At 47.9% G+C, this 14235-nt stretch carries 6 protein-coding genes; 1 reads left to right on the forward strand and 5 read right to left on the reverse strand.

The window, feature by feature from the left end; translation table 11 throughout:
* Positions 1-91 precede the first annotated feature (91 nt).
* The 5 genes from L2082_RS05255 to L2082_RS05275 all read right to left on the reverse strand — a co-directional run bounded on the left by L2082_RS05255 (position 92) and on the right by L2082_RS05275 (position 12964).
* Complete coding sequence (locus tag L2082_RS05255; protein WP_446010938.1) at positions 92-706, reverse strand: hypothetical protein; 615 nt, start codon at positions 704-706, stop codon at positions 92-94.
* Between the two features lie 30 nt (positions 707-736).
* Entirely contained in the window at positions 737-1606 is an 870-nt protein-coding gene (locus L2082_RS05260; RefSeq protein ID WP_446011509.1) for a hypothetical protein, read from the reverse strand.
* A gap of 390 nt (positions 1607-1996) precedes the next feature.
* Entirely contained in the window at positions 1997-3157 is a 1161-nt protein-coding gene (locus L2082_RS05265) for a radical SAM/SPASM domain-containing protein (RefSeq protein ID WP_446011510.1), read from the reverse strand.
* Positions 3157-3459 carry a PqqD family protein gene (locus L2082_RS05270; protein ID WP_446010941.1) on the reverse strand — a complete coding sequence of 101 codons (303 nt, stop codon included), beginning with the start codon at positions 3457-3459 and terminating at the stop codon, positions 3157-3159. Before L2082_RS05270 ends, L2082_RS05265 begins: the two co-directional genes overlap by 1 nt.
* Before the next feature lie 121 nt (positions 3460-3580).
* Positions 3581-12964, reverse strand: coding sequence for an SdrD B-like domain-containing protein (locus L2082_RS05275; protein ID WP_446011511.1), 9384 nt, complete (start codon positions 12962-12964; stop codon positions 3581-3583).
* A gap of 597 nt (positions 12965-13561) precedes the next feature.
* Between L2082_RS05275 and L2082_RS05280 the strand changes: the two genes are divergently transcribed.
* The gene (locus tag L2082_RS05280; RefSeq protein WP_446007998.1) at positions 13562-14179 is read left to right on the forward strand and encodes a metal-dependent hydrolase; all 618 of its coding nucleotides are present in this window, start codon (positions 13562-13564) and stop codon (positions 14177-14179) included.
* The last annotated feature ends 56 nt before the right edge of the window (positions 14180-14235 follow it).

The following is a 14235-nucleotide window of genomic DNA, read 5'->3' on the forward strand; positions in this document are numbered from 1 at the left end:
TCCCTTGGTTACCAATGACAAATCGTTTTTTATTACATTAATACCAGAAAAATCTCAAATGTCCATTTTTTTCTGGTGTAAAATTAAAAGATTAACCAGCTAGCAGAAAAAGGCTGTCAGGGGCCTGTAAAAAGGGGATCCCGTTAAAGGTATTCTTTTCATCGGCGGACACCCTCACATCATCAACCTGCCACCAGAAGTCCGATTTATCCGTGTAGTAATGAAAACGGAGAAGTACAGAGGATTGGCCGTCCGCTACCGCACTGATATCAACACTTGCTGTTTTCGGGCCAAGATCGGATTCTGTTCTATGCCATATATCCACCCACTCTGTGCCGCCGTTCACGGAAAGCTGAACAGTAAATGAAGTATTACCAATACTATGCAATGCATCATAATTAAAGAAAAGCTTTGTTCCGCTTGAGGTGGAGCAGTCAATAGAAGAAATACTCAACGTTGTATCCATTGGTTGATCTGCGCAGTTATCACTATCGGCTATAGCGTAACAGCCTTCTCCGCCTGTCTCGTTCTGGCGATTGCTGTTAAAGAGCCAAGAACAGGAACCAGCAAGGTTTTCCAGGGTCCAACCGTCAGGAGTCTCGCAGAGATTAAAGTCTTCGTAGAGTAACTCAGCAGCGACAATTATGTTCGGATACAAACAGAGCAGAAACAGAGGGATCAATATTTTTTGAATACGGCCCTTCATAAGATAACTCACATTTTTTTGGCAACCCGCCTACAGCGAAGCAGCAAGGTGCTCCACTTCCTGAATCGCCGTTTGATCCGGTCGAAAAGCCAACTCGAACATAGGAATATCCCGAATCAACGATTCACAAACAGCGATGCCCTTATTGGTCCACTCTGCACTGTACCAGGGAATAGAGGCGACCTGAAGTAAACGATGCAGTCCTTGTGACGGAGTTAATGCAGTAACATGTGTTTTTTCAGCCTGTTTCAAAAAAAATAATGCTGAAAGAGGGGCACTTTCATTGCGTACAATATTTCCGGTCCCTTTCCATGGAGTTCCCCAAACAGTCCACTGGTTCCCAACAAAGCGAACTACCAAACGCTCCTCGCTGAAGAGTCGGTTCGTTGGAAAAGAACTCAATAATTCAGTAAGAGTTGATTTACCTGCACCTGATATCCCGGCGAAAACCATCCCCTTGCCCCGAACAGAACCACCACCAGCATGAATTAACATTCCTTGATGATTAATGAAGCTGTGTTGCAACAAAAGAGCATCTGCTGATGCTCTATAAGGATAAACACTATACTTTTTAATTTTACCGGAACTCTTTTCCTCGTTTCCACAATAAAAACAAAACGAAAACCGAGAAAACTGCTGGTCAACCAAGATAGTCACATATGGCTGGGGATCCATCCGGTAGTAAAGCACCTGAATTCCCCTCCCAACCTTTTGGATTCTTAAATATCGGGCAGCAAATATCACATCGCCTGCCACAGGCTTATATTGATTAAATGAACTTGTCATGCAGACCTGAACATCCGATCCTTGAGAACCGACAGGACGAACAAAATGCAAATACTCGGCAGTATCTTCACCTTGTAACTCGGCTCGGATGCTGTTTACAACATGAACACTCAATCCTCCAATCCGATGAATAAATAATTGCTGATGAACCATATTAACAATCAGCCTTTTCCCTGTATTATTAATTGTCTAAAAACAAGACACCAAGATTGTCCGAACTGAACCATTCTCTGCATAGATAACAAACAGAGAAAGTAAATTCCCCTCCTTCTCTACCGAAAAGCCATTGTTAAATCCATCAACCTTTTTCTCAACAAACACTAATGCATCACTCCATTTCACTCACTCAAGAAGTCAAGTCCTTACCGTAATTTGTACAAAAAAAGTTTGGGTATTGTTTAGCACAGCCCGATAGAACTTGATCAGCAAACAGAGACACCGGTGTCAATTTTGGCTTTTCATAATGAAGCTTCTGCTCTGTATTTCTTTGCTCTTTTTTTTTTATCACGCCCGCTCTTCTGTCCTCGCCCATATCACTCTCTTTAATTCTTTTTTTTCGCTTCTTTTTTTCGCATACTGACAAAAAAAAGTATCAACCTGCTCTGGATTGCCTGACATTGTGGCAAATACAGCCGGACAGGCAGTACACACGTTTTTGCTTCTGCAGTTATTACAGGAAAATGATGAGGAAGCCCTGCATGATGTAAAGTTCTGGAGCACACCGTCCCAGCCGCCCTGAAGTCCTCCAGTATCGCATATATTAACACTATGTGTACGCACTATCAAACAAGGTTGCAATCCCCCATAGGGAGTAACATGATATGACGACTTTCCTGCACCGCAGTAGTACAATTGATACGTAGCCTCTGACGGGCATGTTTTTTCTGCTGCTTCAACCAATTCAAGTGCCAGCTTATCTATACTCAAATCCACAGCTGCTGCTTGTTCAGGAAGAACACGATATTGTAATGTATCAGACAAGCTACCTTCGCTGTCGCAGATATTTGAACACCCGCCATTATCCTCATGAGCCACTGCTGCATGGAGGGAACAATCATGCCGGAACTGCAAGCCCATATCTTCTGCCAGCTGCCGAATAGCTGAAAATTCGTCCACATTCAAAGTTAACACCATTGTCTTCAAACGTACCCTGATCCCTGCCTTTTGCAACCGCTCTATTCCGGCTATACAAGCGGAGAAAGAGCCGGGTTGCTGGGTTACCGCTTCAAAGGTCTCCTGTGTTGCTCCATAAACTGTAATTTCCAGTATTCTTGGTGGATATTCAACAAAGGCTCGAACGATTTCATCCGTCACCAAAGAACCATTGCAGAATACCGTGACCAGTAATCCAGCCCGAACAGCATACTTATAAATTTCTACAAAATCAGTCCGGAGCATAGGGTCCCCTCCGGTCAGAAGGAGAAACAAGGTTCCAGACTCAACCATCTCGTCAAATAGACGAAAAATTGTATCTTTATCAAGCTCGCGATATTGATGTCGCCGAATAGACTTCTGGTCACCAAGATAGCAATGAACACAACGAAAGTTGCAACGACGGGTCAACTCAAAAGAGGCCGCCAAGGGTATTCGCGATGCCGTAGCCCTGGTAAAATACCGTGCTATATCTGAGTCAGCGATCCCAAAGCAATCCTTTTCCCTGACCATCAACCTTCACTCCCGGTGGTTTCCACAATCAGCCCCGACTCAAATAATGCTGTAATAATCTCTATAAGATCCGCTTTAATGACTACAGAATCGGCATCATATAACTTTTCCAATTGCTCCCCTATCTCAGCAAGTGAACGTGAACCATCAAGGGCCTCCCAGATAAAGGCCCCTGTTTCATTCATTGAGTATAAATTATCCATAGAAGCCAATTCACCTGAAATAGGCACAAGCAATGTTTCCTCCATCACCTTTCGCGTAACAATATTATCTCTTTTCCTGAACACTGTGTCAAGCTGCACTAACTTTTCTCCTTTATTTCCCCTGCAATTTCAAAGCAAAGGAACGACCCAGCCGGATGCCGTTCCTTATAAAAGTGAACCAAAAAGCTGTCTTACAGCAAGCTGCTTCTTGGGATCCAGGCTACTGACGGTTGACCGGAGTATGTGCAGCCGGATCACCAAGCAGATTGTAGATATCAAGAGGATAGCGTTTCATCCCCTGAGATTGATAATGACGTTTCCCAGCCTGAACGGCCTCTCCAATCCTGGTGATTGCGGGATCAAACAGGCTTTTATAGAATCCTTCGGCCATTATATCTGAGAGGTAATTATGAGACAACCCCGTTGCCCCAAAGAACCCTACAGCGGCTCCGTCTGCCTGAAGCAAGGCACTCTCACCAACACTGTCCATAGGTGGATAACCGAAGCTGGCAGCAGAGCAAGCCATACTCACCATCAACATGGGGGAACCCAAGTCATTCATGGAGGCAAGGCTATTGGAGGACATCAAAGAACTATTGCTGCCGTAACCAATCCAGGAACTATGGCCTGTATAATGCAGGATATCACTGCCCTCACGGAGTGCAACATTAATTCCGTTTTTGACTCCATTATAGCCCAGTGTATCGGCATCAAGACGATCCACTTGAACATATTCCGGCATCAGGGCAGCCACTTGATCCGTACTGGCCCGAAAATCACCTGCCAAGGGATCTTTTTGATCGGTCACCAAGGTCATCGTCTTTGAACCTCCCTCAAGAGCATGCTCATAAGCCATGACCTTATCAATATATCTATCAAGCTCCTCACTATCAACGACCGGGATACGACCTATGGCGTACTCTGGCACACCGTCATCATCAACAACGTCCGCCAACACACTGTCACTGGGGTAGAAACCGTCTGGGGTTGAGACCACTACACTAGGGACCAGCGGAGCTCCGTACCCCATATAATCATTATAATCATAGGAGCCGTCACCGATCAGTGTTACATACTTCGGAACCAAGCTCCAATGCGTATACACATAGCTCAGGAAATCCCGAATCGCCTCTGGATCTGGCAAACTATGGCTAAACTCATCCTGTACATCCTCAATATCAACGATCATCGTCCTCATTCCCTCAGACGCACGATGGTCTGCAAGCCTTTGGGCGGAATCCATTAAATTAATGGAAGTGATGACCAAATAATCAGCCTGATTCTCTGCACTGCGCAGCTGAGATGGGGTGTCTACAGTTATACTACCAACAAAATTTACATTTGAGGCTCCAACAACATAATAATCATGTCCCGGTTTGGTGGACACCGTAATTGTGTATTCACCAGCTTGATTTTTACCAGGCAAAGTGCGCAAGCGCAAAGGATTGGTTGGCTCGGTGATATCAAGAGCCAAAACATTACTACTCTTAAATCCCCTGATCGTCACGCTGTCGTAATCAGCAGCAGAAAAACTCAGCTTGCTATCGACTACTTCATAGCTACGCTGATAATCCACCTCAATAGAGTCCAAGTAGATAAGTGAATAATTCACTCCCCTGTTCAGTTGTGAGACAATTTGCACTTCATTGCCATCTTCGTAGAGCCAATTCGCCGGGATTTCGCTCTGGAATGAATGTGCGCCCTTCTCAGACCATTCGGTTGTACCGATCTCATGTCCGTTCAACAGGACAGCCACCTTGTACGGTGCTGCACTACTGGATTTTTTATTGGCTACACTTACCAGATTAACCGTGATCATTGCCATGCCTTCCCCGGTTACATACGGAGTATCCACAGTGTGAACAAGAACATATTCATTACCATAGGCAAACAGATATTCCCAGGCCCAAAAATCATCCAAGGGTTTATTGATATTATAAAAATACAACGGCTGATGATTTTCCTCTAGTCTAACCTGAGCCAGGTATGACTGTGCTACCTCAACACTCTTTTCTGGCCTGCCCGGAGTATTTTTCATCTTTACGCCTTTCTTACCCAGTTCCAGCAAGTAGACATTGTGACTAACATCCTTTCTGCCTGGTCCCTGTCCGTAAAACCAAAGACCCGAGCCGGTATTTGACGTAATGACAGGGATGGATTCCCCTGACAGAGTCAGCAGGCACTTCTTCGCTCTCAAGCTCTGCTCCACCTTAACACGAGTCATTCCAGACAACTCAGCCAGCTCGACAGCGGTGAGGTAAACCAATCCGTTTTTCTTTACCGGAATCTTCAGGGTATTACCCGTCTTTTTCTTCTTTGCAGCAGCAAGCTCCTGAACAAACTTGCTTCGGGCTGTAAAACGCTTCAGCTGTTTCCTGGAAAAATCCTGGTGCGCCAATGTATAGCCCTCCGGGCCATCAGCAAACATCTGATTATTCACCGGCAAAGCCTTGCTTGCCTGTACAACGTACGGTCCGGAAATCACACCCTGATTATCAAGAGCAACCTCGACCACCCGATAAGTATAACCTTTTCCGGGTTTAGCCTGCTTATCCACAAAGCGGTAGGTGCCGCCGTGCGGCGGAGCCAGCATCCCGGGCAGCAGTTTTTTTGTTACCGCCTGATACTCACCGCTCTGCTCGTTTAATCGTTCCAAATGAAAACCTATGGTGCCTATCTCACTGGCTGTTGTCCATTCAAGGACGATTTGGTTTGCTGTGTTCACATAGGCATTGAACGAACTGACCGTTGCGTAAGTAGGAACAGGATCATTATAGCCAAAATCTACATCAAGGTAGTCGGTATCTGCTACCGTGGTTAACGAATAGGACTCTGACAATGCGTCACCGGAATCTGGATCCACAGTGAGTACATAGCTGTCCAGTTGACCGTTGGTATCCGTCACCTCCACAGTATAGTCACCTGGAGGTAGACCTGGAAAAAGGTAGTTGCCGTTGGAATCGGTTACATCCTGAGCAATAATATCGCCGTTGGTATCCTTGAGCACCACAGTGACACCGGCAATACCTCCAATATCTTCGTGATAGATAGTGTCGCCGATATCAGAAGTATTCGCCTCTGGAAACTGGTATCCAAAGTCGGCTGTTAGAACCGTCTCACCTGCTCCTACATCAACAGTAGTGCTATGGCCTCCAGTCGTTGATGTTCCACCGCTTGGCGGATTGCTTACTTCGACTGTATAACCGCTTCCCTCTGGAACATCAGTGAGCAAATAACTGCCGTCGGGATTAGTAGTGGCTTTTATATCTTCGCCATTACTGTTTTTAACCGGATCACCATTGCTATCTTTCAGAACAACGGTAATGCCTCCGATCCCCGACTCACCCAAGTCCTGCACACCGTCGCCGTCAGCGTCGTTCCATATGCGGTCGCCGATGGTGCCGGTGGTCGGTGCAGATGCAGCATACCAGAAATCAGCATCAAGGTACTCAGTTCCAGCTGTAGTGACAGACACTGGATGTTGCCCGTCTACTGTTGAATCAGGATCATAGACCTGAGTCAGTCCACTAATTCCCTCCTTAACGACAACTGTATAGTCGCCCAAACCAACGCCGGTAAACAGGTAGTGACCATTTGCATCGGTTACCGCAGTCGGACAGTCCACCCCAGCATTGCAGAATTCGTTTTGCAGCTCCACAACAACGCCTTCTATTCCTTCTGTTGTGCCGTCCGGCTTAAGCAATAATATCTCATCGCCAATAGCACTAAGTGCCCCCAAGTTAAAGAGATAATCCTCCACTTCGCCGTTCTTAGCATCACCTTTAAAGGCAAACCTTGGAAGCGATAAGGCCGGTGCGTTAACCGGGAAGAGACGGAAGCGGGCATAGCCAGGTGCCTTAAAATTACCATCCCCATCAAAGGCATCCGCAGGGATAGAAAATTTTATGCATTTCGGAGTATCTCCACCAGATAGGGCCTCGTTGATAATCAACTCATTATCGCCGTTGAGAGATCCATCTCCGTTAAAGTCTATCCAGCCAAGCAACCAACCATCACCTACGGCTGTGACTTCAACAGCACCGCCATCCGTTTCATTCCAAGAAGTACGCGGATCAACAGCATTGCAAGTGTCAGGATTAACTGGAACAATCCCGTCATCCTCATCAGCGATGGCACCGACGGAAGGCTTGCCGTCTATTTCTATTGTCACACCTGCACCGAGATACAGATCTGGATTCACCGGGTCCGGTACAAGATGACGGGCACCGTCAATAGCCAGTTTGGTTTCAAAGGGCAGGGGCAAGTCTCCGAAATCGAAGGCGGCTGTCTGTTGAAAGGCGAAGTCAAGCCCTGCAACGATATTACCGTCAGCAACACTAATGCTCTGCCATACCGAAGTGGTGTGCCCATCAAGGTCGATATATTCTTTCAGGGCATCCGCCGGAGTATCAGGCGGGGTGTCAGCCAGTTTTGTTGTCAACTCAAGTAGATCTGCCGGGGCGTCAAGAGATACCAAATAACTCTCATTACTTCCGCTTACTGAAGGCAAACCGGTAAAAGAATAGTCTCCGTTTTCATCAGTAACGGTCTGAGTTATCGGGAACAGCTCTCCTGACTCTACGATACCGTCGCCATCGTCAATCCATTTAGATACATAGACCGTTGTACCTTCGTAGGCAGACTCATCGCCTGCTACTCCATCAGTCAAGTTAAGCCCAGAGCCGCAATAACCATCTACCGAGGAGCCTTCCAGGCAGACTGTGCCGCTAAGGGTGTTGTTAATCACCGGGAATTTGAACCCCATATCGGCATCATCAATAGGGACTGAACCAAGGGTCAGCTCAATACTGCTGTCTGTCGTTCCGTCACTGTCATGTCCATTATAGGACGGAGTTAATGCTCCGTACTCTGCCGGGAGATCCTCGTCGTTCGTGTCCACTTCGATTATATACTTGTTCCCGTCAACCAATCCGTCAACAAAGGCATAGTTGCCGTTCTCATCGGTTTGGGTTGTATAGGTTTCATTGTCTCCTGTGGTAGCGCAGTCCTTGTCAGGCCCGCAATCCGTGAGCGTAACCGTCACATAGGCCAGCGGCAGATCATTGTTTTCCATCGGACTGCCGTCGCCGTCCATGTCTATGAACAGCTGATCACCGATGAACAGGGGCGGTTCATAGCCGAAATCCGCGCCCATGTAGCTGTTGCCGTTGATGGTAACATCCTGGCTGCTGTCGCATGTATACGCCAAAGGATCAGTGCAGACCAAACCGTTGTTGTCCGGGTCGGCTGTCTGGTCGGCATCGTTTATCTCCGTGCCGGGGCCGCTCCCCACCGTAACAACATAATCATCATCCGGCAGGCCATAGAAGAGGTACTTGCCATCCGCATCTGTGGTAGCGGTACCAACATATTCACTATCCGTAGGATCACACGGGAGTGAACCCACCGGCTTAGTGCAAAGATAGACTTCAACACCTTCTATTCCAGGTTCTCCAGCACCCTGTGTACCGTCGCCGTTGACATCCCAATAGATGCTGTCGCCGATCTTGCCGCCGTCGGGTTCATAGCCGAAGTCGGCAGTATCAATATCCTGGCCGCCGGTCACGGTCACTGAGGTGATACCGTCGCAGACTGTGCAGACACCGCTTTCATCCGGATCTCCGGTTTGCTGAACCATGGGAAGATCGACATCGTCTTCATCCGGGACAATAAGATAATCTCCATCAGGTAGATTGGTGAAATCGTACTGGCCGTTGCTGTCTGTCACCTCACTTCCCAGCAGCACATCACCCGGATCAAGTACGCCGGGAACAGAGCCGCTGTCCAAATACAGGGAAACCGTAACATCACTGATTCCCGGTTCTCCGGTCTGCTCTATCCCGTCACCGTTCAGATCAACATACAGGGTATCGCCGATGGAATTGTCTCCGGTCTGATAGGCGAAATCAACATCGGAAATAAAGGTGTTGCCGTTGACAGTGAGCGTACCGCTGTTATTATTCAGGATACTGTCATAATCATAGGTCTGGGTATAGCCTGCTGGCGGTGTAACAGTTGTGTAATAGTCTCCGTTCGATAAATCACCGAAAATATATGTGCCGTCCGCATTCGTCGTTGTAGTACCTGCAACAGTTCCGTCAGAATTATATAATGTTACTATCCAGCCTGCAAAAGGCGTATCATTATCATCCCGGTTTGTATCGCCGTCGAAATCCTGCCACACGCTGCCGGTAATTGTGCCTGCTGTGGAATTGAAGCCCCAGTCCTGGTCCATATTGTCCGTATTGCCTGATACAGTGACACTTGTCTGTCCATCGGCGGTTCCGTCCGGATCGCCGGTCGGCGTTGCGTTAAATCCGTCAGGCAGGGTAGTTGTATCCACAGCCATGTAGTACGTACCGTCAAGATAGTCAAACTGATAATGTCCGTCACTGTCAGTCGTGGTTTGTACTGCGTCAGGGGCACCGGAAACACATGGATCAGTCGTTGTGCAGAGATACACGGTCACGCCCGGAATACCCGGCTCTCCGGCATCCTGTATGCCGTCACCGTTTGTATCGGACCAGATGAAGTCGCCGATAGAAGCAGTCGCATTCAGATTGACTGTCTCGGCATCGTCGGCATCATTGGCCGGAGTACCGCTGGTAAAATAAGCGTTTTTCACTTCGGCTGTATTGGTTACCGTCTCCGGTGAACCTGCCGGTTCCATCGCGGTGAAATTAACCGTTACCTGAGTAGTTTCGCTAGGATTGAGCGGGCCGAGATTGTCCCATTCAATTCGATACATATCGGTTGTCGGATCGCCGTCATCATAGGGAACAAGCCGGTCCGGTACAGGTGATGCGGAAGCGAATTCAATTTTGTTGGCGTCAAAGGTGTCATAGAGGGGGAGCGGGTCGATGATGGTTGAGGGACTATTCTCACAAACCGCATCTGTGGTGATACGGTAGCCAAGCGCATCAAGGTAAATCGTGTTAGTATCAGCTTGTCCTGTTTTATCAAGTCCTATTCCGAATTCTGAAGCACTGGCAAACACGGTCCAATCCCAAGTTTTTAAACTGGTGACGTCCCACGAAAAGAGTGTTGCGTTGCCTGCACCAACTGCGGTATTTAAATCGGCAGTAGTAATGATACTCGTTTGTGCGCCTGCACCGTACAGTTCAAACATTGCAGAATCATCTGTAAGAGCAGAAGCAATGTAGATTTGCGCCAATGCCTCTACTTTGATGATATTTCCCGACTTGGGATCAATATTAAAACTTGATCCCGTAATGAATTGATTATTACCGCCTGTATAGTCGCCACTAGCATAAGCACCATCAGGCCCTTGCGTACCAAACGCATTTGGAATATTCAAAAACTGTTTGTTAGCGGTGCTGGCACTATTAGTCACTGATTCGGCTGAAGACCAAACTAAATATTCGCAACCGCCACTTACAGCAACACCTTCGGCATACAACTCATTATTCAAATCAATCGTATAAGTAACAACATCCCCCTCCTTAATAGGAGAAGCCCCGACAAACTGCTTATCCAGAGTCAAAGCCGGTGCAAAACCGGTATCCAGCGCAGTTGCTTCCCCTATTGTTGTGGTGACACCATGCACTGTCCCAGTCGTACTGGCCCAGCCGTCATGAGTGACCGGTAAATCACCGACCACAGCAAACCAATCACCCGGCGGCAGGGTGCTGCTGGAAGTGTAACTGCCGTCCGCCAAGGTGGTCACTTCCTCCCACAGAAAATCGCCTTCAGAGTAGGTTCCGCTACCGTCGGCATCGTAATAAATACCCACCGGCACTCCGGCTATGCCTACTTCTCCGGCATCCGCAGTGTCGTAGGTGCCGTTACCGTTGTTGCTGCCCGTGCCGTCATCCTCAAAAACCGTCCCGGTAATCGAGGTGCTCCCGGTGATTTTCGTCACCGCATCATCCTCGTCAAAACAAGGCCCGGAGCCGATGGCTGCACAGCCGGTATTGGAAACAAAGGGCTCGGTGTAGGTGCCCGGTACAGTTGCCTGAAACCCAACCGTCATGGTGCTATCATTTACAAGCCCTGTATTTGCTCGCCATTCTAAAGCAACTACGTTATTGGCCTCGGTCTGATTCGCAGGTTTGGTCGAAGTGGTAGTTCCATCATTCAAAGTATACAGAATAGTAACATCGGTAATTCCGCTACCAGACACTACTTGAGCACTGTCATAGACATATTGAGTCCCTTCCGGAATAGTATCCCGCACAACCAAGGGATTCCCTGAATCCGGATCTCCCACCGTTACTGTGAGACCGCCGGGATACTCGGCAGTAGCAGGATACGAAGAGGAAGGAGGATTAGTTACCGTCATAGTATAGGTAAGCGTCGAACCCAGACCTGCGGTTTCCGGTGAAACGCCTTTTGCGATGGAAGCCAACGGTTCCTGCGTCGTAATCTGAAAAGCCGTCCCATAATCCCCACTGAACTTCTCATTCAGATAACCGGACGCAACTTCCTGATACGGAGTCAGCGTACCTGTACATTTTCCGTTGAGCGCAGCATATTCGTAAAAGACCAAGCCAACCACACCGGTGTTGTCCGGTATATTTTCAAAATACATCTGATCTTTGAAGGGAATAAGCTTCTCGCCCCCGCCGCTTAATTTAACAATCAGAATTCCGTAGGTTCCAACAAGGCGAAAACAGCCGGGATCATACACATCCGGGATACCCACCGGCTGCAGCCAGGCATTCTGATCCGGCACTCCGTCGTTGTTGTTGTCAAAGCCCTGGTTCACGTTGCCCAGATCGTACCATATCCCTTGGGTCTCAAAAACCTGACCTGGAAAAGGATTGGACCCAGTCGGTGTCCAGGTATCCCAACCAAGAGATTCCTGGATAGCAGCTTTATACTCATCCGGTACCTTGTTGTCGCCGTTGGGCCAGATTTTATTGGCAGATGCAGAGATCTCGCTGCGCAGGGTTAAATTCCGGCTATCTTCGGCTTCGAGAGGAGTCTCTGCAGCACCGTAAGAACCGGTTGCCCAGATGTCGTAAGATAGAGAAAGATCATCCGCCGTTGTGCTGCCGCCGGTGATAGCTGTGTCGCAGGGTGGTTCCTGGGGAGTACCCCCGACATTCACACATCGCGGATAGGAAACCACCCAATACTCCACCCGACATTCACCGGGTTCCAGCGTACCCACCCAGGCCCGGCTGGCATCCTCATTATTGGCAAAAGAACCGGATTCATGTGTGAGGGAATATTCCCCGGTATCTGCAAGCCAGGTACGGGAATCACCAGCGCTGTCAAAAACCGGATAGCTGCCCGGTGTGCTTGTGCCGCCCTCAATATAATCACCGATATAGACCTGCACCTCATGCATGGCCTCGGTTCCGTCATTACAGACCTTGGCACCAAGGGTGGCCGCTTCCGGGGCATAGGTGGCAGGGGTGGTCACGTTTGAGTCAACCACCAGGTTATAGGCAGAGATAATCTCAATACGCAACTCACCATCAGGGTTGTCCGCCTGCGCCGCAACCGGCAGCAAGCTCAAAATCAACGCTCCAGTAATCCAGCAAATTTTTTTCATCATCATATCCATAAAATCAAATAGCCAAGAAACCCTTGCCCATCTTTGTCCGTCCAAGCGGTTAATATCCTGTGCTGTCATGACTATATCCTCCAAAACGCCCGTATGCCGAACGTCAAAAAGCTCCTTACGTACCACAGTTATTATCCTGCTGGCAAACAATAAAAACAGTTTGTTTTTTGCAAATGGTAAGAATGAGCAAAAGCCCTGCATGCTTATTATATATATACAAGCAATATTAGAAAGCAATTTTTTTGCCTGTTTAGGGAATTTTAAAATCCCCCCTTTCAACATACTTTTCTCTACTCAAGATCCCCTGGTACCTTGCCCTGAAGGTCAGTAGGGATCTCTCCCCCAAGGTCAGTGAGTACCTTCACCCGAAGGTAAGCGGGGATCTTCACCCGAAGGTAAGCGGGGATCTTTCCCCCAAGGTCAGTGGGTACCTTCACCCTAAGGTACGTACTAACCTTCCCCCCAAGGTCAGTACAGACCTTTGCTGAAGATACCCTGGCACCTTTTCGCAACATCAATGGGTGGAATAAATATTCTCTGTATAATTAATATACTTTTCTCACATTTGGTTGTATATATTTTACCCGGAACCCTTTCTGTTCCCTATTACATTCCTGAACAACGCAGTTGCACAAACTAACACCCGATCAAGTAAGGAATAAACCTATGAGCCCAGTAACACATCTTTTCATCGGATGGCTGACTGCCAATACCGCCCAGGTTAATCGCCGTGAACTGATAATGATAACTATTGCAGGAATTATACCAGACGCGGACGGCCTTGTTATTATCGGAGACTTCTTTGCAGGAAAAAGTAAAGAACAGCTGGAACTCTGGTCCACCTACCATCATGTGCTGGGTCATAATATTGGCTTTGCTTTTCTGGTGATTATGACAGCCTATCTACTTGCCCGAACACGTAAACTCATTACTGCGTTACTTGCCGGAATCAGTTTTCACCTGCACTTACTTGGGGATCTGATAGGTTCACGAGGTCCAGACGGACACCAATGGCCCATTCCCTATCTCCAGCCCTTTTCAGAGAGTTGGCAATGGGTATGGCAAGGCCAGTGGGCACTTAATTCCTGGCAAAATATACTCATCACCATCCTGGCTCTGGGAATAATTTTCTCACTGGCATGGAAAAGAGGCTACTCGCCCCTGGATATGATTTCGAGTAAGGCAGACAGGATGTTTATCCTAGCCCTGCGTACCCGATTTGGTATACCTGGAAACGAAGACAAAGAATACAGAGAGGACTCGCAGGCATTATCGAACGATTGATGAATCATCAAGGATGATTACAATGACTGCGAAAAAGAAGGGGGGAGGGGGAACAC

Source organism: Candidatus Electrothrix sp., from assembly GCF_052785085.1.